The sequence below is a fragment of the Ochrobactrum sp. Marseille-Q0166 genome, assembly GCF_014397025.1.
In the GTDB taxonomy this organism is placed as follows: domain Bacteria; phylum Pseudomonadota; class Alphaproteobacteria; order Rhizobiales; family Rhizobiaceae; genus Brucella.
Map to the genome: position 1 here is coordinate 1,476,609 of NZ_JACJUO010000002.1, position 26,045 is coordinate 1,502,653.

Here is a 26,045-nt window from a genome sequence, read left to right on the forward strand (position 1 = left end):
CTCTCTTCGAAGGGCTTTTTGTTTTTGGTCAAAAAAAGCGCCGGCAAAAGCCAGCGCGATAAATCTCAGAGACAAAGACACGAAAGCAAGTGACAGATAAGCGCAACGAGCGGCACGATCATTACTCAGTGTTGCATTGTTTATCGCGCCTCGCTGGTTAATAGGACCTTAAAATCCGATGTCAGAATTTAGAGATTGGAAACTCCTGTAAAATCAGGGTTAATTTCTGAGAAGCAATTGTTTAACCATAAGCTGGAATCAGCATAGGCGGCTTTGCTTTGCCACAGTGCTGAGCTAGGTTAGATTACGGAATATGTCTCACTGATAGGATGGTTGATGCGCTGGCCGAAGTTTATGCGCCTTATTATTGCGCTCGTCATTTTGGGAGCGGCGGCGGTCGCAACCCTGCTCGCGATCATACCTTTCATCGTCTCCACCGATGCCATCCGCATTCGTGTGGCACAGGAAATCAGTGCGTGGACCGGCTATAGCGTTGAACTGCGCGAGGCACCGCGGTTGCGCGTGTTTCCTGTTCTGCGGGCTTCGCTCGATGGTGTGACCCTTAGCAAACTGTCCGATCAAAGTGCCAAACCCTTCATGAGCGCTAACCGCATCGAGATAGAGCTTTCGCCACTTGATGCCATCATGGGCAGGCTATCGTTCTCTGAAACACAGATTGTGAGGCCACATTTTAACATTGGTGGTCCAGTCGATAATTTTTCTGAACTGCTGGATGCGATTGCAAGTTCGAATGGCCGGTTGGGCACAGCAATACGCGCACAGCGCGCCTTGCAGCAGCAAAATGGTGGCAATGACAAGACGCTTGCCACGCAACAGGCTTCCCAGCCCTTTGGCCGCGTTGTGGTTCGCGACGGCACGATCTCGTTCAACCACCCGGATTCGGAAGAAGAACCGAAAGAAGACCAGCAGATCACCAAGGTGAATGCCACTCTCGAATGGCCACGCACATCAAGTGCTGCAACGCTTCGCGGCAGTGCGCTTTGGCGCGGTGAAAACACCCAGTTCAGCCTGACTGCAACGCAGGCCCTTCCATTGCTCGCAGGTGGTACCTCTGATGTGACCGCGAGCTTTACCTCCAACCCGCTCAACATCACTTTTGAAGGCAAAGCCAATATTTCCAATGATCGCTTCTTTGAAGGTACGTTGAGCGCCAAGACACCTTCATTGAGCAATTCGCTGCGTTGGCTTGCCTTGCCACCTGTAGCGGGCAGCACGGAAATCGGCGCCTTCTCGCTTAACTCCACCATCACCTCTACAACGCGTCGGTTGAAATTTGCCGATGTCGAAATGACAACGGATGAAAGCCCGGCCAAGGGTGTGATCGAGATCGGATTTGAGCAGGAAACGCCTGCCGTCACAGGAACACTTGCTTTCGAGAAATTGAACTTGCGCCGCCTGTTTTCGATTTTTGTACCGCTGCCTGAAAATCAGCCTCGTTCGCCGAACGAACGGGATCAGAATGAAAACGACACCATCGATACAAGTTTCATCAACCGATCCGAGCTGGACTTACGGCTGTCGGCGCAGACGGCAACTGCTGGCCCCGTCTCCATGACAGGTGTGGCTGCGGCCGTGCAGATCAGAGGCGGTCGCGCGATGTTCGATATCGGTGACGCCAAAGCTTTCAATGGCATTTTACAGGCCAATCTCCAAATCATCCGCGATTTGAAAACCGCCAGCGGAGAGTTGCGCTTTAATGCGTCGGACATCGATAGCTCACAGCTTTTTGCGGCTCTCGGTTTTGACAAACCTTTTATCAATGGCAAAGGCAATGTTTCGCTGTTCATGAAGGGGCCGGCCAACCGTTGGTCCGGCTTACTCAACAATGCGCAGGGCAATGTTTCGGTGCAGTTGAACAATGGCCAGATGCAGGGTTTCTCGGTGCAGGACTTTCTGACCAAGGCCCAAAGTCAGGGCTTCTTCGCTCTTGAGCGGCAGGACAATGTCTCGCTCGCGTTCAATCGCCTCGACCTGAAAGCAAATCTCTCGGATGGCGTGGCATCGCTGGAAAATGCGACATTGGTAACGTCGGAAGGCACGCTCAACCTTGCTGGCATTGTGCCATTTGTGGATCGCAGTCTGGCACTGAGTGGTGAAGTTATTTTCCCCGATAGTCAGCCCGAGCAGCAGCAAAGCACTGAAGGCCAGCAGACCCAGCCAGTTCCCGCCAAACCGCCACTCCATTTCTTCGTTGGCGGCTCGTGGGATCGCCCCTTTATATCCCCATCATCGACAGGAAGCGGAACGGGGCAGTAAGCCCCTCTCCTGATTATCATCATCCGATGCGGAATGCGGCCTGCTCATCACGGCGGCGCTGTACTTCGCGACGCTTGTTGACAACTGATGCGATGATAACACCCGTCGTCACCAAGGCGATCAGGATGGTACAAACCGCATTGATTTCCGGCGTCACACCGAGCCGCACCTGTGAGTAAATCTTCATCGGCAGAGTTGTTGCACCCGGACCGGATGTGAAGCTCGCAATCACCAGATCGTCGAGAGAAAGGGTGAAGGCCAGCATCCAGCCAGAAACGACCGCTGGCAGGATCACCGGCAGCGTAATTTTCATAAAAGTGGTGACGGGTGGTGCTCCGAGATCCATCGCAGCTTCTTCCAGCGAACGATCAAAGCTCACGAGACGAGACTGCACAACGACTGCAACGAAGCACATTGAAAATGTGATATGTGCCAGCGTGACCGTCCAGAAACCGCGGTCAAAATTCATCGCCACGAACAAAAGCAGCAACGAAAGACCGGTGATAACATCGGGCATGACCAGCGGCGCATAGACCATGCCCGAAAATAGAATACGTCCGCGAAACCGCGTATAGCGGGTCAGTGCGAGCGCAGCCAGCGTACCAAGCACCGTTGCGATTGTGGCTGACAAAAGCCCGACGCGAATCGTCACCCATGCCGCATCCATCAGCGCCTGATTGCGGAACAGTTCCACATACCATTTGGTCGAGAAGCCCGCCCAGACAGTGACGAGACGGGATTCGTTGAATGAGTAGATGACCAGAAGAACAATCGGCAGGTAGAGAAACGCAAAGCCAAGCGCGACTGATGCGATATTAAAACGGGACCAGTTGTTCTGCATCTTATTTCCCCTTCTCCTGCTGGCGTGCCTGCACCTGCTGGAAAATCACTATCGGCACGATAAGCAGGAGCAGCAGCACCACTGCTACCGCTGAAGAAACCGGCCAGTCACGATTGGAGAAGAACTCGCTCCAGATGGTCTTGCCGATCATCAGCGTCTGAGAGCCGCCAAGAAGATCAGGGATCACGAACTCACCGACAGCCGGAATGAATACGAGGAAACAACCCGCCACAACACCTGCAAGTGACAATGGGAAGGTTATCTTCCAGAAAGCCGAAAATGCTGTGCAGCCGAGATCCTGCGCCGCCTCAATCAGAGAATAGTCCATTTTTTCCAGCGATGAATAAATCGGCAGAACCATAAACGGCAGATAGGAATAGACAATACCAATGAAGATCGCCGTTTCGGTGTTCAGAATGTTGAGTGGTGTATCGATAACATTGAGCCACATCAGAAACTGGTTGAGCAGGCCTTCGGGCTTGAGGATGCCGATCCACGCATAAACGCGGATAAGGAACGAAGTCCAAAACGGCAGAATGACCAGCATCAGTAATGTCGGGCGAAGACTCTGCGGCGCACGCGCCATCCCATAAGCCATTGGATAAGCAACCAGCAGCGTCAGAAACGTTGAGATTGCTGCAATCCGCACGCTCGAGAGATACGCCATATAATAAAGCGGATCATCCATCAGCCAGAGGTAATTATCAAAGGAGAGCTGCTTCACACGCTCCCATGCGAGACTGAAGCCCTGCGTCAGATCAATGACCGGCTGATAAGGCGGGATCGCCATCGTGACTTCGGAAAGCGAAATCTTGAAAACGATGAAAAACGGAATCAGAAAGAAGATCAGCAGCCACAGATAAGGCACTGCGATCACGAGGCGACTGGTTATGGAAGCGATCAGCTTTTGCATGTGCCTCCCCTCAGGCTTTCAGCACCAGACCGGCATCGGTATCAAACGAGACCCATACGCGCTCATCATATGTCAGCGGATTTTCCGTCTTGCGCACTGCATTCAGGCTTGCAGCCTTGATGGTGCGGCCATTGTCCAGGCGAACATGGAAAACCGTCATGTCGCCAAAGTAAGCAATGTCCCAAAGCTCCCCCTCAACCGCGTTGACGGAGGTTTCGTCAGGCTTTTCGCGGGTAATGCGTGTCTTTTCAGGACGCACCGCATACCATACCTTTTGACCCGGACTAAGCTGCTCACGGGTTTCGGTCTGAATGTTGAACCCGAATTTTTCGGTGGCGATTTCCGCCTCACCGTTCGAGGCCTTCACCACTTCGCCTTCGATGATGTTCACATTACCGATGAAGTCGGCCACGAATTTGGAGCCTGGCGCTTCATAGACTTCAGCAGGCGTTGCGACTTGCATGATGCGACCCTTGTCCATGACGGCGATACGATCAGACATCGTCATGGCCTCTTCCTGGTCGTGGGTGACGACCATGAAGGTCAGACCAAGCTTGACCTGCAAATCCATCAGCTCGAACTGAGTTTCTTCGCGCAGCTTCTTGTCGAGCGCGCCCAGCGGTTCATCGAGCAGCAGAACTTTTGGGCGCTTGGCAACAGCACGCGCCAAGGCCACACGCTGACGCTGGCCGCCCGAAAGCTGATGTGGCTTGCGCTTGCCATATTTCTCAAGCTTCACAAGCTTAAGCATTTCAGCAACCCGCGCATCGATTTCCGATTTCGCCATGCCGTCCTGCTTGAGACCAAACGCAATGTTGTTTTCAACTGTCATATGCGGGAACAGCGCATAGGATTGAAACATCATATTGACCGGACGCTTATAGGGGGGAATGCCGCGCATATCCTGACCATCGAGCGTAATGCGACCCGATGTCGGCTCCTCAAACCCCGCCAACATGCGCATCAGAGTTGTCTTGCCGCAGCCGGAAGCACCCAGAAGCGAGAAAAACTCGCGATTGAACACATTGAGTGAAAGATCATCAACAGCAGTAAAATCGCCGAAAATCTTGGTCACATTTTCGAAAGAGATGAAAGGCTTCGCGGCCGGATCATTCCAGGGTGCGAATTTGCGGCGAAAGCTGCCAAAAGATTCCATTCCGTTCCCCTATCGACTTATTAGGAACCTGCATTCACAGGCACAGCCTGCCACTAAAAGACTCTATCTGTAAGGCATAGAGCGGCCCTCCTGTATGAACAGTGAGCCGCTCTTAACAATTTGACGGGATCCAACCCGATCAGACGTGCAAAGCCGTCTTATTATCCAACTGTTACTGACCTGTGACGATCTTGGTCCAAGCACGCGTAACATAACGCTGTGTCTTCTGATCATAAGGTGTTGGCACGAACAGCTTCTTCAACACCTCTTCGCTTGGATAGATTTCCGGATCATCGAGAATGTCTTTATCGATAAACTCCTGCGAAGCCTTGTTGCCATTCGCATAAAACACGAAATTTGATGCCTTGGCTGCAACTTCTGGGCGCATGATATAGTTCATGAATTCAAGTGCTTCAGGCACATGTTTTGCGTCAGCAGGGATTGCCATCTGATCAAACCACATCAGCGCACCTTCCTTCGGGATCGAATAACCGATCTCTACGCCCTGATTGGCCTTCTCGGCACGATCACGCGCCTGGAAGATGTCGCCTGAATAGCCAACGGCCATGCAGATATCGCCGTTTGCAAGGGCATTGATATATTCCGAGGAGTGGAACTTGCGGATATTGGGCCGAATTTTCAGATAAAGCTCCTGCGCCTTTTCCATATCTTCCGCCGATGGAGAATTCGGATCAAGACCAAGGTAGTTCAGTGCCGGACGCAGCATCTCGCTTGATGTATCCAGCAGATAAATACCACAATCTTTCAACTTTGCGGATATCTCAGGATTGTACAGCACATCCCACGAGTCGATGGTATCGGTGCCAAGGATTTCTTTGATCTTGGCCTTGTTATAACCAATTCCGGTCGTGCCCCACATGTAGTTGATGGAATATTCGTTGCCCGGATCGTAGGTCGCTGCGCGGGTAGAAATTTCGTCCCACATATTCTTGAGGTTTGGCAGCTTGTCCTTGTCGAGTTTCAAAAACACACCAGCCGGGATCTGACGGCCAAGGAATTCACCCGATGGCACAACGAGATCATAGCCGCTGCCACCGGCAAGAAGCTTCGTTTCTAGAATTTCGTTGGAATCATAGACATCGTAAACGACCTTGATACCCGTTTCCTTGGTGAAGTCCTTCAGGATCGAATCGTCGATGTAATCCGACCAGTTATAGATGTTCACCACCCGCTCCTGAGCGCTTGCGGGAAATAAGGCGGCGCTTACAAGGCAGGACGCCATGGTTGTCGCCAGAAGAAAGGATTTCATCCTCATCGCGTGCTCCATTCTGCACCGTAATTTCCGGTACAGTTAAAGGGTGGGTAAACTATTTCAGCTACCACCTTTTTAGATTGTGCAGCATTCGTCAACCGGGTGATTTAAAGACGAACATAAAAAATTGTGTTGTGAACTCTCGCATGCAAAATATTGTGACTTCACTGGAAGTCGAAAGCAGACAACCCCGCCACCATTTCATCGAGCCCTAATGGACGCGTCAACGGCGGCTCCGCCCTTGTGATGCACCCCTGTCGTTCACAAAGCCGACAGACCGGACCGATTTCCGTGCGCGTGGTACAGTTTTCACCATAAATTGTCTCTGCTCCTGCATCGAGCGAACAGCCGAGAAGAATGGCAGTACGTCGCGGGCGTTCATTGAAAGCCCCCTGCGGCCCTTCAAGCGTTCGCGCAACTGTCAGAAAAGAGGAACCATCGGGCAATACGGCTGGCTCCACCAGCACCTGTCCCGTTTGCGTGAATGCCGCATAGACTGGCAGTTTGGGGCACTGCCCGCCAAATCGCGTTGGAAACCCTTCCGCTCCGACCATATGAAGACGATTTCCAGCATGGTCAATTTCCATCAGAAAGAATGGTAACGCAGAATTACCTTGTCGTTGAAGCGTCGTAAGGCGGTTCGCTGCCTGCTGAAATGATACCCCAAAGCGCGAACGCAACACGTCGACATCATAACGCACCCGCACGGCGGTATCGCGAAATTGCCGATACGGCATCATCAGGGCCTGTGCCGCATAACGGGCCAGTTCAAAGCGCGCGATGCGCTTTGCTTCACTGGACGAGAGCTTCAGCCCTTCTATTTCAGCGCCGATCATCACCTGCATACGGATAAGCGCCGCCTCCATCGCAATTTCCTGCAACTGATCAAAAAGCGACAATCGCTCCGATATAAACAGCCGCTGCGAATGCCGGTCATAACGCCTGCGCCAGTTGGGCATGGTCGCGACGGGCAGCGTACGCACAGTGATACCATGTTCGCGCCGCAGCCATTCTTTTAGAACACCCGATAAATCACCTTCGGGTTTCAGCAAACCATGAAAGCTTTCCGCCTCCTCCTCGATACGCGGATAATGATTGGGGCGTCGCGCCATCACATCGCGCACTTCATCCAGCGGCAAATGCGTGGCGGAAAGCTGCGTATCTCTCCCCTCGTGCGAAAGCAGTTGCGACAGATCAGAAAGACGCTGCTGTTGTTCACGATAGGCGCGGTAAAGTTTGACGATACCATTGGCGGCGTTGGGTGCTGCCTCGCCAATTTCCACCAGTTCCTGATCGCCCGGCAATTCGCCAGTCAGCAGCGGATCGGAAAACACCTCCTTTAGCCCCGCAACAGTCGTGCCGCTTTCTGCCTGAAGGCTATCAAGATCAAGCTTATACACACTGGCAAGCTTTAACAGGAGTTGCACCGTCAGTGGACGCTGATTGCGCTCGATGAGATTGAGATAGGATGGCGAAATACCGAGCGCATCGGCCATCGATGTCTGCGTCAGACCTCGCTCGTTGCGGATGCGTCTGATACGTGGACCGGCAAATATCTTGCGTTCGCTCATCAGACTCTCCCAAGCTGGCAATGACGCATTTTACAATTCATGACAAAATAACTGCAAAAATCATCTTTGACAATATTTACAAATTTACAGATCGTATCAGTCAATTTTCAGACAGCGTTACCTCAATTATTTGGCGTTTTTTCTGCTTTTTCTGGCTGTCAAAACATTAGCATTGTAAATCTAGTCACAGAAAGAGTGGCAGCAACCTGCTCTACAAAAACCTGATCCAAGTGTGAGGAGACACCGAAATGACAGATTTTTACAGCCTTATCCCTTCGGCACCAAAAGGCCGGTTTGACGGTATCCAGCGTGCCCATACAGCCGAAGATGTGAAAAGGCTGCGCGGTTCGGTGGAGATCAAGTATTCGCTGGCCGAGATGGGTGCAAACCGTCTGTGGAAGCTCATCCATGAAGAAGATTTCGTCAACGCGCTTGGTGCGCTTTCGGGCAATCAGGCCATGCAGATGGTTCGCGCCGGTCTGAAGGCGATTTACCTTTCCGGCTGGCAGGTCGCAGCAGACGCAAACACGGCTTCAGCAATGTATCCTGACCAGTCGCTTTATCCTGCCAATGCCGCTCCCGAACTGGCAAAGCGCATCAACAAGACGTTGCAGCGTGCTGACCAGATTGAGACCGCAGAAGGCAAAGGCCTTTCAGTCGATACGTGGTTTGCACCAATCGTTGCGGATGCGGAAGCAGGCTTCGGCGGACCGCTGAATGCATTTGAGATCATGAAGGCCTTTATCGAGGCAGGTGCTGCCGGCGTACACTATGAAGACCAGCTCGCATCTGAGAAGAAGTGCGGACATCTGGGCGGCAAGGTTCTGATCCCGACTGCTGCCCATATTCGCAACCTCAACGCGGCACGTTTGGCGGCGGACGTTATGGGAACGGCCACACTGGTTATAGCCCGTACAGATGCGGAAGCTGCGAAACTTCTGACCTCGGATATTGATGAGCGCGACCAGCCCTTCGTTGATTACGATGCTGGCCGTACGGCAGAAGGTTTCTATCAGGTGAAGAACGGTATTGAGCCATGTATCGCGCGTGCCATTGCCTATGCGCCCTATTGCGATCTGATCTGGATGGAAACATCCAAACCCGATCTCGAACAGGCTCGTCGCTTTGCGGAAGCTGTACATAAGGTACATCCCGGCAAGAAGCTCGCTTACAACTGCTCGCCGTCGTTCAACTGGAAAAAGAACCTCGACGACGCAACAATCGCCAAGTTCCAGCGTGAGCTGGGTGCAATGGGCTATAAGTTCCAGTTCATTACACTTGCCGGTTTCCACCAGCTCAACTTTGGTATGTTCGAATTGGCGCGCGGCTACAAGGATCGTCAGATGGCAGCATATTCTGAGCTGCAACAGGCGGAATTTGCAGCCGAAGCCAACGGCTACACTGCGACCAAACACCAGCGCGAAGTCGGCACCGGCTATTTCGATGCAGTTTCGCTCGCAATCACTGGCGGCCAGTCTTCAACTACTGCCATGAAGGAATCCACTGAAACAGCACAGTTCCGCCCGGCTGCGGAATAACAATGAAGGGAACATAAAAATGGCTTCGATTGCACGTGTTAAGGAAAGAGCAGAAGAGCAATCAACCTCAATGAGCACCGATCAGCAAAGCGCGATCCGTATGCTTGCCAATGACCTGCACCGTCTCAACCAATCGGTTATGAAAGCAGTTGAGGCCGGTGTTTCAGTAGAACTGGTTCGTTCAGCCCGGCATCATGGTGGAGAAGGCAACTGGGGCGACCTCCTGATCCCCGTCATCGTCACCCGTAATGCGTGACGTGAAAAAATAATAGATTATAACTTGATATACCAGCTCATTCATGTTGGACTGGCCCTACTGACCTCCCCGGCTGGCTCTGCCAGTCGGGTTCTTTTTTACATCAACAAATAGTCTTTTGGCTGCGGCAGGTCTGGCAAATTCGTTTCACCCAAGGCTTCGCGCAAATTGATCTCGATCGTATCCGCAATCGCGCCAATCGGCAGATCATTGGGTAACGTGCCAAAGGGTTCTTCCAGTTCATCGCCTAAAGCATCAAGACCGAAGAAGGTGTAAGCGACCAGCGTGGTCGCAAAGGGCGTACCCCAGCCCAGCATATCTGCAAAGCCAAACGGAATAAAAAAACAGAAAAGATAGGCTGTGCGATGCAACAGCAACGTGTAGCCAAATGGTACCGGGGTGAAACGCAGGCGCTCTGAAGCCGCCTGAACTTCCGAAAGACCGTGCACCGATGCATTCAATGTCTGAAAATCGATTGCATCAATTCTACCCTTGCCGCGAAGATCGGCAAGCGTTTCACTGATCATTCGCAGAATGGAGTCAGGACCATTGCGACTGGCAGTAAATGCTTGCTGCTCATCGGTGGAAAGCCATTTTTGGGATTTTACCTGCCTGTCACCCGGACGAAGATGCGGAACCATGGCTTGGGTAAATGCGATCACATAGTGAAGCAGTTTCTCGCGTGCACCTGTCATTCCCGATATCTTGTCGAGAATCAAAGTATCGCGGGCAAAACCGCGTGTGACATAGACCAACTTTCCGAAAACTTTGCGCGCTTCCCACCAGCGATCATAGCAGGCATTGTTGCGGAAACCGAGGAAGATCGAAAGCGCGATGCCAAGGAGAGCGAATGCTGTGCCATTGTTGAAGGCTGGCACCCAGCCCGGAAAGGTACGATGAGCCCAGACCACACCAAGTGAGAGCACGAAAACTGCAGAGATTTGCGGCAAAATCCGCGTGATGATCGAGCCTTTAAGGATGAAGAACAGCTTCCACAAAGGCGGACGCGGGCGAACTATCATTTCGATGGAAGTCCCCAAATAATGCGGTATGTCCTTATACTCTTTGCGCTTCTTCGCCAAGCATCACAAGCTCCATCCTTGATCAAATCTTGATGCGTTCTGCACAATCGCCGTTTATAAGCGCGACCAGTTAAAACCTGCACAATTCATCAGGAGCCCCATGTCCATTCAATCGCTCATCGATACAGTTGCAAACCGGGTTAATATTGATCAGCCACTTGCCGAAAAGTTGACCGGATCAGTCTTTTCCGTATTGCAGCACAGTGCGCCAGAAATTGGAGAAAAAATATTCAAGCTTTTGCCGGATGCCAAGCCGCTTGCGGATAGATATGATGTGCTCACCGCAGAAAGCGGCGGAGTGTTGGGCCTTTTTTCAGGACTGTTGAACACAGTTGCCGGAGAAAAAATGAGCGCTTTGCTCAAAGCAGCCGCCAGCCTGCGTACAAGCGGTCTCTCAAGCGAGCAGATCACCGACGCGGGAAATCAGGTCTTTCAATATATTCGTGAACGTGATCCACATCTCGTGGACCAATTGACCACTGCGATCCCATCTATCAAAGAGCATTTCGGACTTTGAACTGATAATGCGCCACCGGAAAACATTTCGATGGCGCATTTGTCAGATCATTTAAGTGTCTTTTCCAAGATCGACCATTGCTCGTCACGCGTCGCAAGTCCCATACCACCGCTTTTTGCCGGTACATTGCGATTGAGACGCACGAAAACAACCTTCTCGTCGCCTTTCTCTGCCCATCCCACATACCAGCCAAACTGGCGACGTCGGTCAAGCTTACCTTTTGGACCAGTTTCAAACGCGGAGCCTGTTTTACCATAGGTGGTCCAACCGTTTACAAGCTTATGGCTTGGCAGAATAGCCATGGTTTTGGTCATGGAAGGTTCCGAAAAAGGCAGCTTGTTATTGACCATTTTCATAAGAAAATCGGCCTGCTCGTTAGGAGATATCATCAGTGACGATGAAATCCATGAGCGCAACATGCCGTTATTCTTGCCCGGATCACCACTCAGATCACGATTCCCGTAATTCAGTTGGTCTGTATATTCCTGAAACTTCTCTTTCCCGAGTTTCTGCGTCAGCTCCTGTGAGAACCAGACAACTGACTGGTCTTGCCAATAGGTCGGATCAACAGATTGTTTCCAGGATTCACGCCAGGCAGGATACTTCTCCTTGTAGGGCCAGGACGGGTTGTGACTGTCTTTCAATATGCCGCTCTCAAACCCCATCAGAGCCAAAGGCACCTTGAAGGTTGATGCTGGACTGTTGCGCTTGTCACAAATCTCACCCTCTCTGGCGATAACCTCTCCGCTTTTCGCATTGAGAATAATAGTGCAAGTGAGTTTTTGTCCCGTAGCCATTGCATGTGATTGAGATACGAGCATCGCAAGCAGCACACTGCCTGCCATTCCGAGGCCCGCTTTGACCGATTTTTGCATTAAGAAAATCTCCTAAAAGTACATTTCGGAATTCTTTTCTCAAACATGGCGCGAACATTACGCAAAAGTGGCAATTCACACATTCATGCACTGCTGACACATCGCATGTTGTGCAAGAATGCAGAACATCGCACGGACATATCGGTACCGCACACTATTCCTCGATATTTAATACAATTGTTGCTCAAAGGTCATTTGTCATTGGCGCTTGTCCCCGCTATCATACACTCATAAGAAATCATATTTTGGTGCTGGATGTCTGCTGATACGACCGAGAAGAAGGTTACGCGCGCGCCGCGTCGCCGTACGCCTGCTTATGTCAAATCGCTTCGCGGCGTGAAGAACTGGAAGCAAGCCACTGAGTGGCTGGCGTGGCGTGATATCGAAGACATTGAATGCATCACCCCTGATCAAGCTGGCGTTGCCCGCGGCAAGATGATGCCATCCAAAAAATTCACATCGAACACCTCGCTGGCACTTCCTTCGGCTGTCTTCATGACCACGATTTCGGGCGATTATCCGGAAGACGGCCACGGGTTTCAATATCCAGAAGACGACGGAGATCTCAGACTTCTTCCCGATCTTTCTACTCTCTCCGCGGTGCCATGGGAGTCTGACGCTACGGCGCAGGTTATCTGCGATCTGGTCTACCAGGACGGGCGGGCGGTCGAGTTTACGCCGCGCAATGTGCTGCGCTCAGTTGTTTCCGCTTACAGCAAACGAGGCCTCAAACCTGTGGTTGCACCGGAAATTGAATTCTATCTGGTGCGTAAAAACCCGGATCCGGATTATCCGCTGACCCCTCCGGTTGGCCGTTCAGGCCGGGCGATTGGCGGCGGTCAGGGCTATTCCATCGCCGGCGTCAACGAATTCGACGAACTGATCGATGACATTTATCACTTCTCCGAAGGTCAGGGACTTGAAATAGATACCCTGATCCATGAGGAAGGTGCTGCGCAGCTTGAAATCAACCTGCGCCATGGCGATCCGGTTGAACTGGCAGATCAGGTCTTTATGTTCAAGCGTACAATCCGTGAAGCGGCTCTCAAGCACGATATGTATGCGACCTTCATGGCAAAGCCTATTCAGGGCCAGCCGGGATCGGCCATGCATATCCACCAGTCGATTGTCGACAAGAAGACTGGACGCAACATCTTTTCCAACGAAGATGGCAGCGAAAGCGAAGCCTTCCGCCATTTTATCGGCGGCATGCAGCGTCATGTGCCGAACGCACTTGTTATGTTTGCACCTTATGTAAACTCTTATCGTCGTTTGACGCCTGATGCCTCAGCGCCGGTCAATGTGAAATGGGGTTACGATAACCGCACAACCGCGTTTCGTGTACCACGCTCGGAATCCGGCAGCCGCCGTGTCGAGAACCGAATCCCTTCATCGGATGCAAACCCCTATTTGGCACTTGCTGCTTCTCTCGCGTGCGGCCTGATTGGCCTGGTGAACAAAATCGACGCGGATCAGCCCGCATCGACCAGCGTCAACACCAAGGACATCGACCTGCCCCGCGGTCTCATTGACGCTGTGGAACTGTTTGAAAAAGATCAGGAGTTACGCAATCTGTTCGGCAGTTCATTTGTCACCACTTATGCCGCGATAAAGCGCGCCGAGTTTGAAACCTTCATGGAAGTCATCAGCCCGTGGGAACGCGAGTTCCTGCTGCTCAACGTCTGAGCGGTCCCTCATGCCATATCAGTCGCCAATCTCGCCCGGCATATCATGGTACGAAGCGAGTGTTGCAGAACGCCCGCAATATGAAGAACTCGACGGCGCACGTCAGGCGGACGTCGTCGTTATCGGCGGTGGCTATACGGGACTGTCGGCGGCTTATCATCTTGCAGAGCAAGGAGCCGACGTCATTCTGATCGAAGCTGCCCGTTTTGGTGATGGCGCATCAGGGCGAAATGGTGGTCAGTTCGGCACTGGTCAGCGCACCTGGGCCGAAGATCTCGAAAAGCAATATGGTTTTGAACGTGCCAAAGCACTGTTTAATATTGCGGAAGAAGCCAAGGCCGACCTTCTTGGTTTTGCCCGCGAGCACCATATCGACATGGAATATATGCCCGGCCAAATTTCTGCCGCGCATAAACCGCGATATCTCAAACAATATCAGAACCATGCCGAACTGATGGTAACGCGCTTCAATTATCCGCATATCCGATTTGTTGAGCGCGAAGAAATGGCGATGCTCCTGGGTTCAAACCGCTATCACGGCGGGATCTATGATGCCGGCACAGGCCATATCCATCCACTTAAATTGCTGATCGGTTTGGCGAAAGCTGCAAAGGCTGCCGGAGCGCATCTCTTTGAAAACACAAAAGCAACAAAGATAACCACAGTCAGCGGTCGTGTTGAAGTTCAAACCCCGCGCGGCACCATTTCAGCAAAGAATGCATTCATCGCGGTTAATGCGCATGGCGGCGATCTGGAGGCGACAAGCGCTGCCCATGTCATGCCGATCCGTTCGTTCATCGGCGCAACTGCACCCTTGGGCGATGACAGCCCTGTCATTCCAGGCGGTGAATCGGTAGATGACTCGCGCTTTGTCGTTCGCTATTTCCGCAAATCCAAAGATGGTCGCCTGCTGTTTGGGGGGCGTGAAGCCTACACCGCAGACAATCCGCGTGACATAAGCGAACATATTCGCCGACAAATCGCCGAAATTTATCCGGCACTCAACAAAGTGGAAATCACCCAGGCTTGGGGCGGGTCGGTTGGTATCACCATGCCGCGCCAGCCTTTTGTGCGTGAAGTGATGCCTGGCGTCATTTCTGCGGCTGGCTATTCCGGTCACGGCGTCATGCTCGCCAATTATATGGGCAGGCTCTATGCAGAAGCCATCTCTGGCAAGCGCGACAAGCTCAAGCTCTTCGAAGAGCTACGTATTCCATCATTTCCCGGTGGCCGGACCTTCCGCTCACCGCTCCTGTTTGTCGCACTGTCATGGTATGCGCTGATGGATCGGCTGTGATGATTAAGAGAATAGTCGATTGACAATGCGTCCCTGCGAGAATAGCAAGGTCAAATGATTAAAGCGCTCATCAACACCCGGTCTTATTACGCCCCGCTCATATAGCGGCGGGTTTGCTTTGTCATAGTTCAACCGCTGCATTGCCAGCGGTTTAGTTTGAAGACAATGCCTCTGGCGGTCCAGCCATTCAGAGGTCAGCCATGTCTTCCGACAAAAATCAGCAGCATAAAACAATCGGCATTATCGGGTTTGGAGCATTCGGACAGCTAATCGCCCGTTACCTCAGCCCGTATTTCCGACTGTATGCTTATGATCCTGTCTTAAGTCTTGATAATGTGGCAGGTGCGCTTTCCGTAACGCTTGCTACAATCGAAGATGTGGCCCGCTGCGACATCGTTATTCTTGCAGTACCCGTATCAAACCTTGAAGCGGTCATCAGCGCGATCGCGCCGCACCTGCGGCCCGGTGCTCTGGTTCTGGATGTTGGATCAGTGAAGGTCGGCCCGGCCAATATAATGCTCAATGGCCTGCCCGATCATGTCAATATCATCGCTACACATCCACTGTTTGGCCCGCAAAGCGCGCGCAACGGCATCACTGGGCTTAAAATTGCCATCTGTCCGGTTCGCGGCAGCCGAGCGTATCGCATCGGCGCATTCTTGCGCAAGCAACTGGGGCTTGATGTGATCATGACAACACCCGAAGATCATGACCGCGATGCCGCTATGGTTCAAGGACTGACACATCTTATTGCAAAAGTCCTCGTACAGATGGAGCCTCTTCCCACGCGCATGACGACAAAAAGCTTCGACCTCATCATGCAGGCGGTGGGTATGGTGCGCCACGATGCCCCCGAGGTTTTCCATGCAATCGAACGTGCAAATGACTTTGCACCTATGGTGCGCCGGCGCTTTTTTGAGTTGGCGGCGACACTTGAGCAATCCCTCAACGAAGCCAGTTCATAGAGAATTGCCCGCAAGGGCCTTATGATGCCAATCGTTCAGATGCGCGATTTCAGACTCCATATCCGTGATAAATTTTGCGGCAATGTCGTCTATTTCGCCCTCTGGCGACGATGCGCTTCCATTCAAAGGGCTGGCCTTACCAAGGGATTTGAGTTCCAGAACGAGTTGATCAAGTCCCTCTCCATGTGCGGCATACTCCGCTTTAATATCCGTTATCGAATAGGATGTAATAGCATCGCACAGGCGTTCCATTGACGTGATCACCGGATACCAGACAATGGCCTGCAAACCGGCCGGCGGCGGATCGCCAAGTGTCTTCTGCAAGGTGGCCCGCATATCCGCAAGCTTGCCATAAGCAAGTCTGCGCGCCGCAACAACATTGACTGTGTCATCTGCTTTCGTCGGTTTCGAGCTGTTCAAAACTTGTGCAAGATAATGAACAATGGCTGCTCGAGCAGCGTTAAAGCAACGCTCAAACGTGTCGTACTTACGCTTGGGCCAAATGAGATAGCCGAAAACAATGACAATGATACCGCCGGTCAATGTATCGGCAAATCGCCAGACCGCGTAATTGGCCTCTTTTGTTTCAGGACTGATATAATCAATCAACACCAGAACAAGCGGCGTTAACACCAAAGAAAACAGCGCGTAGGACTTCTGGATTGCCCATGGCATGAGGAAGGCAATCGCTGTCAGGATCGCAACAAAAATCACTCCAAGCGGAATAAAGATCAAAATTGCTGCGCCGATCAGCACGCCCGCGCTGGTCCCGACACAACGCAACACCGTTCGACCGAAAACAGAGCCAAGATCGGGCCGCATCACAATGACGATTGTCATCGGTATCCAGTACCAATGCGTCACACGGTCAACAAAATGGAATGACAGACCGATCCCCAGGCAGATAGCAAAAGCCAAGGCTGATAAGATCGTGTCTTTACCAACGCTCATAATATCGACCGTCATCCGCAGCCGTTCAAAAATTGGTGCACTCTGTGGCGTCTGAACATTCATATTGTTAAGGACAAAAGCACGTTTATTGGTAATGCTTTGAGCGAGCTGATCAACGGCACTCCCTATCCGCCCTGCATCAGTGACCACCTTCTGGCGGTCAATACTGCCCTTGGTTGCGAGCATCTCATGCATGAGAGCAAGATTGCTGGCTGCCTTCTGCAGTATGTCACTTTTGTCTGTACCCAGAATGAGCGTAAAAAGAGCGTCAGCTTTCTGGACGATTGCCGCTGTTTGCTCACTTTGCGGACTGGTTCCCCATGCATTGAAACGGGTGTGCATCATCATCTGATAAAGCGCATCAAGCAAAGTCGTGACGTGTTCGCGATCGGCCTCCACCATTGTGCCATCGGCGCGCGATTGAGCCAGTTTTTGCAAAGCGGCTAGCAAATTGGTCAACAGTTTACGACGCGGAGAATTTCTGGTGCAGAGCCCCTCAATACCGAGCATCAACGCATAAAAAGCCGATCCAAGAATGAAAAAACCGGCAAGCGGTATGAATGATTTTATCTCCGGATTGCACAAGGCAATCGTGCCGAACATTAAAATCATCATGCAGCCAGAAGAAAGTACGCTGCTGTGAAAGCTGACGATGGTCGAGAAAAACGCGAGAACCATCATAATGCCGATGATAGCAATCCATGGCAGAAAGCCCAAATAGCCGAGCAGCAACCCAATCGAGCCGCAAATTGCTGAAAGCAGGATTTTCAGGAATGTAAACTGATAAGCTTCGTCGCGCTCACCGGGAGCCTGTGTCAGCGACCCCATTGAAACGAAAAGCGATTCAGCGACATGTCCCGTCGCGATACCCACGGCCAGAGGCAAACCGACACCAATCGCAGCGCGTATTGATCGCCCCCAGACCCATTTTGCAGGCTTAAATGCAAGAAGTTGCTTCAACCAATCTGCATTGGTGTGGCTGCTCGTGTACTGTTGCATCAAAACTCGCTTAAACGTAATTTAACTTTCAATCCCGGAATGCCAGTCGCAACTTAAACGTATGAAATATTTATTGCGACCCTAAAACTCCTTATATTAAGAGTATCTAACCGTATGCCGCGAGATCACTGCAATGAACAAAGATACGCTTTTTCTTCTAACGCCCGGTTTTGAAGACCCGGCCTATCCCGGCCAAACGTTCTACTGCGAGCATTGTGCCCTGTTGGAAGGTGTGCTTGCTTCGTTTCCGCAACTCGGTCAAAGCCTAGACGTCAGGCGGATTTCCTGGCCACGGCCAAGGCATGATGTGATCGCACTCGTGGGTGAAGCAAACCAGTCACTGCCTTTGTTAATATTGGCGAAGGGCGAACGCTCGCTCCATCAGACGGGAGAATATGAAGACAGAGCATTCATTTCAAACAAGGATGCGATCATGGCAGTTCTTTCTGAGCGACACGGTTTCCCCAATCCACATCCATAACTGAGTATGGAAACACGTCTGCGCTGCAACCGAATCCAAATGCTTTCAGAGACCGATATCGAAACCTGGCGCACGCATTTGTGACCAGTAACTTTCAAACTTCCTCTTTCCTTTTTGCGGTTACGCTTCATCTTACATCCTGCCGACTCGGCACTTTTCATAGGACGGCGGGCCTCGCCCTTCATGAACCTGTCTAGAAGGTTTGATCATATTCTTCGTCCGAATATCGAGCGGCAATAGACGAGATTTCAGACTGAGTGACACGCATAAACGTGCGCTCATCCTCAACCACAACAAGGAGCAACCTCATGGTCGTAAAAGCCTATGGTGCTTATGCCGGTGACAAGCCACTTGAGCCGATCGACATTGCCCGTCGTGCGCCGGGTGCAGAAGATGTGCAGATCGCAATCGCCTATTGCGGCGTCTGCCATTCCGATCTGCATCAGGTCCGCTCAGAATGGGGCGGCACGGTCTATCCTTGCGTACCCGGCCACGAAATTGTTGGGCATGTCACCGCTGTTGGCGCAAATGTCAGCAAATTCAAGGTTGGTGATACGGTCGGTGTTGGTTGCATGGTCGACAGCTGCCAGCATTGCTATGCCTGCGATGACGGACTGGAGCAATATTGCGAACACGGCTTCACGGCCACTTATAATTCGCCGACAACAGATGCGCCAGGCCACACACTGGGCGGCTATTCGCAACAGATCGTTGTGAAGGACAAGTTCGTTCTCAAGATCAATCATCCGAAGGAACAGCTTGCCGCTGTTGCACCGCTGCTCTGCGCTGGCATCACAACATGGTCGCCGCTGCGCCACTGGCGCGTCGGTCCGGGCATGAAGGTTGGCATCGTCGGTATCGGCGGTCTTGGACATATGGGCATCAAGCTCGCCCATGCGCTCGGAGCCCATACGGTCGCCTTCACCACATCCGAGAGCAAGCGTGCAGACGCCAAGGCACTCGGTGCGGATGAAGTCATCGTATCGCGCAACGAAGAAGAGATGAAGGCACATGCCAATAGCTTCGACTTCATCCTCAACACCGTCGCAGCAAGCCATAATCTCGACGCCTTCACGCAGCTTCTCAAGCGCGACGGCACCCTGACACTGGTTGGTGTGCCTGAACATGCCCATCCGTCGCCAAGTGTCGCTACGCTGATCTTCAAGCGTCGCTCTATTGCCGGTTCACTGATCGGTGGCATTGCTGAAACGCAGGAAATGCTCGATTTCTGCGCTGAAAAAGGTATTGTCGCCGATATTGAAATGATAGCAATCCAGGACATCGAAAATGCATATGAACGTATGCAGAAAAGCGATGTGAAGTACCGCTTTGTTATCGACAGCGCCACACTCGCAGCTTAACGAACTGAAAAGCGGCCCGGTTATTCCGGGCCGTTCGATTCATAGCGGTATTTCTGACACCTGCTTCACCGTCTGGCTCGGGACGTCGGTCTTGAGGCTTTGAACGCCTTTAATGCGGCTCAAATGCTCCGACTGAAACCGGCGATAGTCTTCAATGTCCGCGGCCACCACACGGATCATCGCGTCGAAATCCCCCAACATGAAATAGCACTCAACCACCTGTGGCAAGTTGAGGATCGCCTTGGCGAAGGTCTGAAGTGTTTCTTCATCCTGCTGGTCAAGACGGATACGCACGAAGAATGTCAGCCCTTTGCCGATCTTTGCCGGATTAAGCACCGCGACATAGCGGTCGATAACCCCCGCCTCTTCAAGAAGCCGGACACGTCTTAAACAAGGCGATGGCGAAAGCCCCACTTCCCGCGCCAGATCATTGTTGGCGATACGACCGTTGCGCTGAAGCACGCGAAGAATCCGTCTATCGATATCATCGAGCTTCATTGGCTCTCAATTCCATTTCTGCGAATATAATTGGCATTATCTGCTAAATATTGATGCATGATGGCGATCTTTGCAACCCGATTGCTCAAGATATTGGCTACATTGCGCGTCGACTACAAGTGTCGTGTAATTTATGAAAAGCAGGCTTAAAGCCAGCCAACGGAATTTTGATGGATATTTCACAGACCTATGCGCCGCAAAAAAGCAAGACTACGGGCAATTCTGAATTTCGCCGCGGAGCCGTTGCAGGATTCCCAGTTTTACTTGGCATTATTCCCTATGCGGTAGTTTTGGGTGCGCTCGCGGCACAAAAAGGGTTGAGTATCGTTGAAGTCCCGTTGATGACCGGTCTCAATTTCGCGGGCGGCTCCGAGTTTGCAGCTATTCAGCTCTGGACATCGCCACCGCATATTCTGCTGATTGCAGCGATAACATTTCTCGTAAACAGCCGTCATTTGCTAATGGGAGCAGCACTCGCTCCGTTCATCCGTCATCTACCAAAGCGCAAGGCTTTTGCTACGCTTTTTCTCATGTGTGATGAAAGCTGGGCGATTGGCATTGCCGATGCCAGACGCCGGAAGGCCAAAGGCATCAACTATGCTTTCAGCCTGAAATTTTATGCCGGTGTTGCGGTCCCGTTTTACATCGCATGGGTGTTCTTCACCACGCTCGGCGCTGCCTTCGGTCCGATGATGGGCGATCTGCGTCCATACGGCTTTGACATGGCCTTCCCGGCAGTCTTCCTTGTGCTGCTTGCAGGTATGTGGAAAGGCGTGGCCGCCGCGCGGCCATGGCTCGTCAGTCTGGTTGTCGCAGCAACAACTTATCTAACAATCCCCGGCGCTTGGTATGTCGCAGCCGGTGCGATTTCCGGCCTGATTGCTGCTTACGTACTTGCAGGTGGCGACAATGATTGATCCAATAGCAATTGCAGCTATCGTACTGATGGCAAGCGTCACCTATCTCACGCGCATTGGCGGTTATATTCTGTTGCGCAATCGGACACTCAGCAAGCGTGCCACAGCTGTCATGGAAGCAGCCCCCGGCTGCGTGCTGATTTCAGTGATTGCGCCAGATTTCGTATCAGACAAACCGGCCGATCTCGCAGCGCTTGCCATCACCATTCTTGCGGCAACCCGCTTTTCCATGCTGCCAACCGTCATCATTGGCATCTGTTCGGCAGGCTTTTTCCGCTATCTGATGGGCTAATTTGACGACGCAAGCACGCTTAGAATCCACTCGCGAAAAGCGCGAATTTTGGGCATATTCTTTCGTGCTTTGGGATAGACCAACCAATAGGCCTGTCCGTCATCGCAAAGAAGATCAAAGGGTTGGACCAGTTGCCCGGATGCCAGTTCTGCCGCATGAAATGCAGGCGTCAGAATGCCCACGCCCTGCCCGGCGGCGGCGGCTCGCCCTTCCAGATGCTGCGCACCATAACGGCTGAATGAGTTGCCCTTGATGTCCGGATTTTCAATTCCGGCAGCCTTGTACCAGATTTTCCACCATGGATCGTTGGGATCGACAGCGCGAAGACGCAACAGATCCGATGGTTCCCTGATACCTCCGACCGATTCAATAAGCTTGGGACTGAGCATCGGTGAGAACTGCGCCTTGATCAGCTCATGCGCCTCAAGCCCCGGCCAATTTCCTCGCCCGGCGCGAATGGCCATATCGACATTTGACGTCGAGAAATCAATTATATCGTTTGAGGTATCCAGTCGCACAGCCAGTGCCGGATGTTGCATCTGAAACGATCCCAACCGCTGCACGAGCCAGTTTGATGCAAAAGTCACCACAGCGCTGATCGTCAAAACGCCTTGTGTATCTTCGCGTGCCGATGCAAAGGCGGCGCGCATGGTTTCAAAAGCATCATTGATGGCAGGAGCGAGACGTTTGCCCAGTTCGGTCAATTCGACCTGGCGCGGTTTACGCAGAAACAGTGGTGCACCGACGCGTTCTTCCAGCAATTTGATCTGATAGCTGACAGCAGCCTGTGTCATCCCAAGCTCTTCCGCCGCACGGGTAAAGCTCGCATGGCGGGAAGCGGATTCAAAAACGCGAATGGCTGCCAGAGATGGTAGGACTGTCGTCATAATACATAAGGCCTCCTTATATCTCATAATCGACGTTCAATTGGAAAACAACGCATTTTTCCATCATAAACATAGGCACAATTTAACCGGATATCTTAGAAAAAATCGAGATCGACCATGCGTGATGTTGAGATCAACTCATCAGCGATTGCCGTTGTTTGCCCTGAAAAAATAGTGTCGTCCGGCCTGCGTGCATGGATTGCACACTTGTTCGAGCGCAAGGGAAAGCGCGGTGTCCTCAGCGAACACGCGCCGGACTATTTACTGCACGATGTGGGCATCAAAGACGGAAGGCCATCCCGTTTTGACCGTGGCGGACATAAGCTGCCCGAATGGCGATAGTTGCTGGTGTTTCGCATTATCCGACGCAAAATCGAATCCAAAACCCCTCCGCACTTTTGCAGGAAATGCCTTAGCCACTTACCACCGCAAAGCCACGCGCTTTCAATCCCCGTCGGTCCTCACGCAGATTATCGATCAGGCGAGAGCGACTTCCACCCAGATGCGATGTCATCAGAGCCGTTGCTTGCGATGCATCTCCTTCCCGCACCGCATCCAGAATAGCATGATGCTGTTGCCATGCGCGCGCAAGCGCATCCGCATCGCGCACTTCAAGCCAGCGCGCCCGCGAAAGCCGCTGCATGGCATCGCGAACACCGCGGCTCAGAAACTCATTGCCTGAAATCCGGGCCAGCTCGATGTGAAAATCCATACCGACACGATGCCACTCCTCGCGTGTGCTTGTGGCATCGCAACTGTTGAGCATTTCGGCAATTGCCTCCACACCACTGCGATCTTCCAGCGTGCAAGTGACGTTGAGGGCGGCAATCTCCAGCGCCTCACGATAAACACCAATCTGCTCAATCTCCGCGAGATTGATCGGTGAAACGGTCCAGCCGCGCCCTTCCCTTCCGACAAGCCCTTCGGCTTCAAGGCGCAAAAGCGCCGCACGGATCGGCGTGCGTGATGCATTGAACTGCGCTTCGATCCAGCGTTCAGTCAGCCGTTCGCCCGGCCCCAGCTCAAGTCCGAGGATCATATCGCGTAACTGTTCTTCGACTTGACGCATCTGTGACATTGGACCCTCGATATCCTCGCGCCCGACTGATTGACAAGCCTTCTGGACAAGCGCATGTATGTATTCCATTTTGGTATCCCAAAATGGAATACAATGCAACAACGCATAAAAACACGGAACACAGCATGAGCACCCAGCACGCCACAAGCGGCGGCAAGGCCACAATCAACGCGGATGTAAAGAACGCGACCGCCGCAGACGAAATTCACGAACGCTACTGGAAGCAGAACCTTCTCATCTGCCTGATCGGTTCGTTCACCACGCTTGTTGCCATGTCGCTGCTTCTGCCGTTCCTGCCGCTTTATGTGGAACAACTGGGCGTCGCTGATCACGCCGCTATCGTGCAATGGTCCGGCATTGCCTATGGCGCGACCTTTCTCGCAGCTGCTATCGTCGCTCCGTTCTGGGGCAAGCTCGGCGATCTTTATGGCCGCAAGCTGATGCTGATCCGCGCAAGCCTTGGCATGGCAATTGCCATGTCGCTGATGGGCATGGTCACAGATATCTGGCAGCTCGTCGCACTCCGCCTGTTCGTCGGTATTGCAGGCGGCTATTCGTCGGGTTCCATGATCCTCGTCGCGACCCAGACACCAAGGGACAAGACTGGCTGGGCGCTCGGCGCACTTTCTGCCGGCATCATGGCAGGCAATCTGGCTGGCCCTCTGCTGGGTGGCGCGCTTCCTCCACTGATCGGCATTCGAGCAACCTTCTGGCTCGCTGGCAGCGTGATCTTCCTGACCTTCCTTGCAACAACATTTCTGATCCGCGAAGATCGCAAACCACCCAAGCGAAACAAGGAACAAAAGAAGCAATCGATTTGGGCAGCGGTTCCCGACCGCAGACCCGTCATTGCCATGCTTGCGACCGGTATGTTGCTGATGTTCGCCAATATGTCGATCGAACCGATCATCACCGTCTATGTAATGCAGCTGATGGATGACCAGACCAAGGTCACTCTGATTTCCGGTGTCGTGATGGCTGCGGCAGCGCTCGGCAGCATCCTGTCGGCCTCGCGTCTTGGCCGTCTGGCAGATCGCATCGGCCATACCCGCGTTATCATCGGAGCTTTGATGATCGCAGCGTTTTTGCTCATTCCGCAGGCTTTCGTAACCGAAGCATGGCAGCTGATAGGTTTGCGCTTCCTGATGGGCTTGGCACTGGGCGGCCTTTTACCCTGCATCAGCAGCGTTATCCGGCACAATGTCCCTGACCGCATTGCAGGCAGCGTACTTGGTCTATCTGTTTCCGCACAATATGTCGGGCAAGTTGCGGGTCCGGTCGCCGGTGGCTTTGTCGGCGGACGCATGGGAATGCCGTGGGTGTTTATCGGTACCAGCGTGCTGATTGCAGCAGGCGCTTTCTATAATTGGGTGGCGTTGAAACGCGCCACCCAAATCGGCAACTAAATCGAATAGCCACCATCGACGCTGAGCGCGGTTCCTGTCACCATTGACGATTCATCCGACGCAAGGAAAAGTGCAGCTTCGGCAACATCTTCAGGCTTGGAAAACCGGCCAAGCGGGATGGTGGCTTTCATCCCTTCACGCGCCTGCGGTGTATCTTCTGCCAAAAACAATCCGAGAGCTTCCCCCTCGCTTTCAGCGGGGCAGATGCAGTTGACGCGAATATTCTTCCCAGCAAGTTCAAGTGCCATCGCCTTGGTGGCGCTGACCACCCAGCCTTTGGAAGCAGCAAACCATGTAAGGCCCTTGCGTGGACGATTGGCCATGGCCGAGGCGGTATTGATAATGACGCCGCTGCCCTGATGTTCCATGATCGGAACAATAAGCAACGTCGAATGATAAATCGCCTTCATGTTAACTGCATTGATAAGATCAAAATTATGCTCATCCACGTCCGTCAAAGGCATGTTGCGATGCGTAAATCCGGCGTTGTTGACCATGATGTCGATACGACCGAACTTGTCGAAAGCAGCGCGTGCCAGCCGCTCCATATCATCATTACGAGAAACATCCGCCTGCACGGACAAGGCATTCTCCCCAATATCAGCCAACTCGTCTTCAAGACGTTTCACATTGACATCAGCCAGCACGACCTTCGCGCCTTCGGCTGCAAATCGGCGCGCTATGGCAGAACCGAAACCCGATCCCGCACCTGTGATGATCGCAACCTTATCCTGCAGCCTCTTCATGTCATTCTCCTTTTGCGGATGAGAGATATGATCCGCGCGTCAAATCAATAAAACTTTGTTCAGCCTAGCTGTGTTCATGCCTGAATAAGGCTCTATGTTGAGCATGTCATCTGTGCATTTGCAGTTAACTGAAATGCTATGCCAGCCGCAATTGATAACATTTATGGGAATTTAACATTGGA

The 26,045-nt window shown here is 52.5% G+C and carries 25 protein-coding genes; 13 read left to right on the plus strand and 12 right to left on the minus strand.

Translation table 11 applies throughout. The features are described from left to right. The first annotated feature begins 336 nt into the window (after nt 1-336). Nucleotides 337-2,277 carry an AsmA family protein gene (locus H5024_RS18145; protein ID WP_187548508.1) on the plus strand — a complete coding sequence of 647 codons (1,941 nt, stop codon included), beginning with the start codon at nt 337-339 and terminating at the stop codon, nt 2,275-2,277. A 19-nt stretch (nt 2,278-2,296) separates the two neighbouring features. Here the strand turns inward: H5024_RS18145 and H5024_RS18150 are convergent, their stop codons facing one another. From H5024_RS18150 to H5024_RS18170, 5 genes are all read right to left on the minus strand, one after another. After that, nucleotides 2,297-3,118 carry an ABC transporter permease gene (locus H5024_RS18150; RefSeq protein ID WP_187548509.1) on the minus strand — a complete coding sequence of 274 codons (822 nt, stop codon included), beginning with the start codon at nt 3,116-3,118 and terminating at the stop codon, nt 2,297-2,299. Between the two features lies 1 nt (nt 3,119). After that, on the minus strand, nt 3,120-4,031 hold the full coding sequence (locus tag H5024_RS18155; RefSeq protein ID WP_187548510.1) for an ABC transporter permease subunit: 912 nt from the start codon (nt 4,029-4,031) through the stop codon (nt 3,120-3,122). A 10-nt stretch (nt 4,032-4,041) separates the two neighbouring features. Continuing rightward, entirely contained in the window at nt 4,042-5,187 is a 1,146-nt protein-coding gene (locus H5024_RS18160; protein ID WP_187548511.1) for an ABC transporter ATP-binding protein, read from the minus strand. A 172-nt stretch (nt 5,188-5,359) separates the two neighbouring features. After that, nucleotides 5,360-6,463 carry a polyamine ABC transporter substrate-binding protein gene (locus H5024_RS18165; protein ID WP_187548512.1) on the minus strand — a complete coding sequence of 368 codons (1,104 nt, stop codon included), beginning with the start codon at nt 6,461-6,463 and terminating at the stop codon, nt 5,360-5,362. Nucleotides 6,464-6,624: 161 nt separating this feature from the next. After that, nucleotides 6,625-8,031 carry an XRE family transcriptional regulator gene (locus tag H5024_RS18170; protein ID WP_187548513.1) on the minus strand — a complete coding sequence of 469 codons (1,407 nt, stop codon included), beginning with the start codon at nt 8,029-8,031 and terminating at the stop codon, nt 6,625-6,627. Between the two features lie 248 nt (nt 8,032-8,279). Between H5024_RS18170 and aceA the strand changes: the two genes are divergently transcribed. Together aceA and H5024_RS18180 are read left to right on the plus strand one after the other, a co-directional pair. After that, the gene (gene aceA / locus H5024_RS18175) at nt 8,280-9,569 is read left to right on the plus strand and encodes an isocitrate lyase (RefSeq protein ID WP_187548514.1); all 1,290 of its coding nucleotides are present in this window, start codon (nt 8,280-8,282) and stop codon (nt 9,567-9,569) included. A gap of 19 nt (nt 9,570-9,588) precedes the next feature. Further along, nucleotides 9,589-9,825 carry a hypothetical protein gene (locus H5024_RS18180; protein ID WP_187548515.1) on the plus strand — a complete coding sequence of 79 codons (237 nt, stop codon included), beginning with the start codon at nt 9,589-9,591 and terminating at the stop codon, nt 9,823-9,825. Between the two features lie 98 nt (nt 9,826-9,923). Here H5024_RS18180 and H5024_RS18185 read toward each other — a convergent pair whose 3' ends face one another. Further along, nucleotides 9,924-10,847 (minus strand): bestrophin family protein, encoded by a 924-nt coding sequence (locus H5024_RS18185; RefSeq protein WP_187548694.1) that lies wholly within the window; start codon nt 10,845-10,847, stop codon nt 9,924-9,926. 160 nt (nt 10,848-11,007) lie between these two features. On the opposite strand from H5024_RS18185, the gene H5024_RS18190 reads away from it, so the two are divergent. Next, nucleotides 11,008-11,424, plus strand: coding sequence for a DUF2267 domain-containing protein (locus tag H5024_RS18190; protein WP_187548516.1), 417 nt, complete (start codon nt 11,008-11,010; stop codon nt 11,422-11,424). Nucleotides 11,425-11,471: 47 nt separating this feature from the next. Here H5024_RS18190 and blaOXA read toward each other — a convergent pair whose 3' ends face one another. Next, nucleotides 11,472-12,299: an OXA-919 family class D beta-lactamase gene (gene blaOXA, locus H5024_RS18195; protein WP_187548517.1), complete on the minus strand. Its 828-nt coding sequence runs from the start codon at nt 12,297-12,299 to the stop codon at nt 11,472-11,474. 255 nt (nt 12,300-12,554) lie between these two features. Here blaOXA and H5024_RS18200 point away from each other — a divergent pair, with 255 nt between their 5' ends. The 3 genes from H5024_RS18200 (at nt 12,555) to H5024_RS18210 (ending at nt 16,247) form a co-directional block, all read left to right on the plus strand. Next, nucleotides 12,555-13,985, plus strand: coding sequence for a glutamine synthetase family protein (locus H5024_RS18200; protein ID WP_187548518.1), 1,431 nt, complete (start codon nt 12,555-12,557; stop codon nt 13,983-13,985). A 10-nt stretch (nt 13,986-13,995) separates the two neighbouring features. After that, nucleotides 13,996-15,282: an FAD-binding oxidoreductase gene (locus H5024_RS18205; protein WP_187548519.1), complete on the plus strand. Its 1,287-nt coding sequence runs from the start codon at nt 13,996-13,998 to the stop codon at nt 15,280-15,282. Between the two features lie 200 nt (nt 15,283-15,482). Then, nucleotides 15,483-16,247 carry a prephenate dehydrogenase gene (locus tag H5024_RS18210; RefSeq protein WP_187548520.1) on the plus strand — a complete coding sequence of 255 codons (765 nt, stop codon included), beginning with the start codon at nt 15,483-15,485 and terminating at the stop codon, nt 16,245-16,247. Here the strand turns inward: H5024_RS18210 and H5024_RS18215 are convergent. Continuing rightward, on the minus strand, nt 16,242-18,197 hold the full coding sequence (locus H5024_RS18215; protein WP_187548521.1) for an FUSC family protein: 1,956 nt from the start codon (nt 18,195-18,197) through the stop codon (nt 16,242-16,244). The two genes, H5024_RS18210 and H5024_RS18215, sit on opposite strands and share 6 nt — an antisense overlap. Nucleotides 18,198-18,330: 133 nt before the next feature. Between H5024_RS18215 and H5024_RS18220 the strand changes: the two genes are divergently transcribed. Both H5024_RS18220 and H5024_RS18225 read left to right on the plus strand, forming a co-directional pair. After that, a complete protein-coding gene (locus tag H5024_RS18220) occupies nt 18,331-18,678 on the plus strand; it encodes a DUF3088 domain-containing protein (RefSeq protein WP_187548522.1) in 348 nt (115 codons plus the stop codon). 308 nt (nt 18,679-18,986) lie between these two features. Then, nucleotides 18,987-20,039, plus strand: a complete 1,053-nt coding sequence (locus tag H5024_RS18225) for an NAD(P)-dependent alcohol dehydrogenase (protein WP_187548523.1) — start codon at nt 18,987-18,989, stop codon at nt 20,037-20,039. Nucleotides 20,040-20,078: 39 nt separating this feature from the next. Here H5024_RS18225 and H5024_RS18230 read toward each other — a convergent pair whose 3' ends face one another. After that, entirely contained in the window at nt 20,079-20,537 is a 459-nt protein-coding gene (locus H5024_RS18230) for an Lrp/AsnC family transcriptional regulator (RefSeq protein ID WP_187548524.1), read from the minus strand. Between the two features lie 170 nt (nt 20,538-20,707). Here H5024_RS18230 and H5024_RS18235 point away from each other — a divergent pair, with 170 nt between their 5' ends. Continuing rightward, nucleotides 20,708-21,454 carry an AzlC family ABC transporter permease gene (locus H5024_RS18235; RefSeq protein WP_187548525.1) on the plus strand — a complete coding sequence of 249 codons (747 nt, stop codon included), beginning with the start codon at nt 20,708-20,710 and terminating at the stop codon, nt 21,452-21,454. Next, nucleotides 21,447-21,746 (plus strand): AzlD family protein, encoded by a 300-nt coding sequence (locus H5024_RS18240; protein WP_187548526.1) that lies wholly within the window; start codon nt 21,447-21,449, stop codon nt 21,744-21,746. Before H5024_RS18235 ends, H5024_RS18240 begins: the two co-directional genes overlap by 8 nt. Here H5024_RS18240 and H5024_RS18245 read toward each other — a convergent pair. Next, nucleotides 21,743-22,633, minus strand: a complete 891-nt coding sequence (locus H5024_RS18245; protein WP_187548527.1) for a LysR substrate-binding domain-containing protein — start codon at nt 22,631-22,633, stop codon at nt 21,743-21,745. The two genes, H5024_RS18240 and H5024_RS18245, sit on opposite strands and share 4 nt — an antisense overlap. Nucleotides 22,634-22,750: 117 nt before the next feature. Here H5024_RS18245 and H5024_RS18250 point away from each other — a divergent pair, with 117 nt between their 5' ends. Next, entirely contained in the window at nt 22,751-22,975 is a 225-nt protein-coding gene (locus H5024_RS18250; protein WP_187548528.1) for a hypothetical protein, read from the plus strand. Nucleotides 22,976-23,045: 70 nt separating this feature from the next. On the opposite strand, the gene H5024_RS18255 is transcribed toward H5024_RS18250, so the two are convergent. Further along, complete coding sequence (locus H5024_RS18255) at nt 23,046-23,711, minus strand: GntR family transcriptional regulator (protein WP_187548695.1); 666 nt, start codon at nt 23,709-23,711, stop codon at nt 23,046-23,048. A 125-nt stretch (nt 23,712-23,836) separates the two neighbouring features. Between H5024_RS18255 and H5024_RS18260 the strand changes: the two genes are divergently transcribed. Next, entirely contained in the window at nt 23,837-25,117 is a 1,281-nt protein-coding gene (locus H5024_RS18260; RefSeq protein WP_187548529.1) for a multidrug efflux MFS transporter, read from the plus strand. On the opposite strand, the gene H5024_RS18265 is transcribed toward H5024_RS18260, so the two are convergent. After that, nucleotides 25,114-25,863 carry an SDR family oxidoreductase gene (locus tag H5024_RS18265; RefSeq protein WP_187548530.1) on the minus strand — a complete coding sequence of 250 codons (750 nt, stop codon included), beginning with the start codon at nt 25,861-25,863 and terminating at the stop codon, nt 25,114-25,116. The genes H5024_RS18260 and H5024_RS18265 overlap by 4 nt on opposite strands. Nucleotides 25,864-26,045 lie beyond the last annotated feature (182 nt).

What these genes read in the sequence shown, in the direction of transcription:
- H5024_RS18145 (WP_187548508.1), top strand. Translation starts at nt 337, where the DNA reads ATGCGCTGGCCGAAGTTTATGCGCCTTATTATTGCGCTCGTCATTTTG.
- H5024_RS18150 (WP_187548509.1), bottom strand. Translation starts at nt 3,118, where the DNA reads ATGCAGAACAACTGGTCCCGTTTTAATATCGCATCAGTCGCGCTTGGC.
- H5024_RS18155 (WP_187548510.1), bottom strand. Translation starts at nt 4,031, where the DNA reads ATGCAAAAGCTGATCGCTTCCATAACCAGTCGCCTCGTGATCGCAGTG.
- H5024_RS18160 (WP_187548511.1), bottom strand. Translation starts at nt 5,187, where the DNA reads ATGGAATCTTTTGGCAGCTTTCGCCGCAAATTCGCACCCTGGAATGAT.
- H5024_RS18165 (WP_187548512.1), bottom strand. Translation starts at nt 6,463, where the DNA reads ATGAGGATGAAATCCTTTCTTCTGGCGACAACCATGGCGTCCTGCCTT.
- H5024_RS18170 (WP_187548513.1), bottom strand. Translation starts at nt 8,031, where the DNA reads ATGAGCGAACGCAAGATATTTGCCGGTCCACGTATCAGACGCATCCGC.
- aceA (WP_187548514.1), top strand. Translation starts at nt 8,280, where the DNA reads ATGACAGATTTTTACAGCCTTATCCCTTCGGCACCAAAAGGCCGGTTT.
- H5024_RS18180 (WP_187548515.1), top strand. Translation starts at nt 9,589, where the DNA reads ATGGCTTCGATTGCACGTGTTAAGGAAAGAGCAGAAGAGCAATCAACC.
- H5024_RS18185 (WP_187548694.1), bottom strand. Translation starts at nt 10,847, where the DNA reads ATGATAGTTCGCCCGCGTCCGCCTTTGTGGAAGCTGTTCTTCATCCTT.
- H5024_RS18190 (WP_187548516.1), top strand. Translation starts at nt 11,008, where the DNA reads ATGTCCATTCAATCGCTCATCGATACAGTTGCAAACCGGGTTAATATT.
- blaOXA (WP_187548517.1), bottom strand. Translation starts at nt 12,299, where the DNA reads ATGCAAAAATCGGTCAAAGCGGGCCTCGGAATGGCAGGCAGTGTGCTG.
- H5024_RS18200 (WP_187548518.1), top strand. Translation starts at nt 12,555, where the DNA reads ATGTCTGCTGATACGACCGAGAAGAAGGTTACGCGCGCGCCGCGTCGC.
- H5024_RS18205 (WP_187548519.1), top strand. Translation starts at nt 13,996, where the DNA reads ATGCCATATCAGTCGCCAATCTCGCCCGGCATATCATGGTACGAAGCG.
- H5024_RS18210 (WP_187548520.1), top strand. Translation starts at nt 15,483, where the DNA reads ATGTCTTCCGACAAAAATCAGCAGCATAAAACAATCGGCATTATCGGG.
- H5024_RS18215 (WP_187548521.1), bottom strand. Translation starts at nt 18,197, where the DNA reads ATGCAACAGTACACGAGCAGCCACACCAATGCAGATTGGTTGAAGCAA.
- H5024_RS18220 (WP_187548522.1), top strand. Translation starts at nt 18,331, where the DNA reads ATGAACAAAGATACGCTTTTTCTTCTAACGCCCGGTTTTGAAGACCCG.
- H5024_RS18225 (WP_187548523.1), top strand. Translation starts at nt 18,987, where the DNA reads ATGGTCGTAAAAGCCTATGGTGCTTATGCCGGTGACAAGCCACTTGAG.
- H5024_RS18230 (WP_187548524.1), bottom strand. Translation starts at nt 20,537, where the DNA reads ATGAAGCTCGATGATATCGATAGACGGATTCTTCGCGTGCTTCAGCGC.
- H5024_RS18235 (WP_187548525.1), top strand. Translation starts at nt 20,708, where the DNA reads ATGGATATTTCACAGACCTATGCGCCGCAAAAAAGCAAGACTACGGGC.
- H5024_RS18240 (WP_187548526.1), top strand. Translation starts at nt 21,447, where the DNA reads ATGATTGATCCAATAGCAATTGCAGCTATCGTACTGATGGCAAGCGTC.
- H5024_RS18245 (WP_187548527.1), bottom strand. Translation starts at nt 22,633, where the DNA reads ATGACGACAGTCCTACCATCTCTGGCAGCCATTCGCGTTTTTGAATCC.
- H5024_RS18250 (WP_187548528.1), top strand. Translation starts at nt 22,751, where the DNA reads ATGCGTGATGTTGAGATCAACTCATCAGCGATTGCCGTTGTTTGCCCT.
- H5024_RS18255 (WP_187548695.1), bottom strand. Translation starts at nt 23,711, where the DNA reads ATGTCACAGATGCGTCAAGTCGAAGAACAGTTACGCGATATGATCCTC.
- H5024_RS18260 (WP_187548529.1), top strand. Translation starts at nt 23,837, where the DNA reads ATGAGCACCCAGCACGCCACAAGCGGCGGCAAGGCCACAATCAACGCG.
- H5024_RS18265 (WP_187548530.1), bottom strand. Translation starts at nt 25,863, where the DNA reads ATGAAGAGGCTGCAGGATAAGGTTGCGATCATCACAGGTGCGGGATCG.